We start from the raw sequence: 462 nt of genomic DNA on the forward strand, positions 1-462 counted from the left end.
CTATTTCCTGTATATCAGCGAAAGCGGAAATAGGAAAAATGGTTGAAAAGATTACGGATGCCCACAGTTTTGCAATCATCATGCTCTCCTAGTTTGTCAAGCTGTGATAGTAAGCAGAATAAAAGATATGCTTAGCCACCACGGGTACAGGTTTACCAATCGTAAACTTGCCAGCACAAGCGTTGTCGAGACAACGGGAGCCACCAGTGATGCGGCTGTTATTATAGATAGATCGGTTAATACATACACATTAAAAAGATTTCAAGGTTTTCCTTCGGCTAACGATGGCCATGTCGCTGCCTCAACGTTCGTCAGCATAGGCTGCACTTGGGTTGCAGCATAGGTGTCCGGATCGGTCGCAAAGCTGGTAATCACTGCGGCCTGCTTTTTCGCCGTGGATGACGAGCCGAGGAAGAATTCCTTGGCACCCAAGACCATCGCAATCAGTACGCCCTCGATATT

The 462-nt window shown here is 47.0% G+C and carries 1 pseudogene; it reads right to left on the reverse strand.

Annotated features, from left to right (window positions below):
* Positions 1-261: 261 nt before the first annotated feature.
* A pseudogene (locus KPG66_RS17360) lies at positions 262-462 on the reverse strand (hypothetical protein); the annotation flags it as partial.

This window comes from Mycetohabitans sp. B2, assembly GCF_021733735.1.
GTDB classification, from domain to species: Bacteria; Pseudomonadota; Gammaproteobacteria; order Burkholderiales; family Burkholderiaceae; genus Mycetohabitans; species Mycetohabitans rhizoxinica.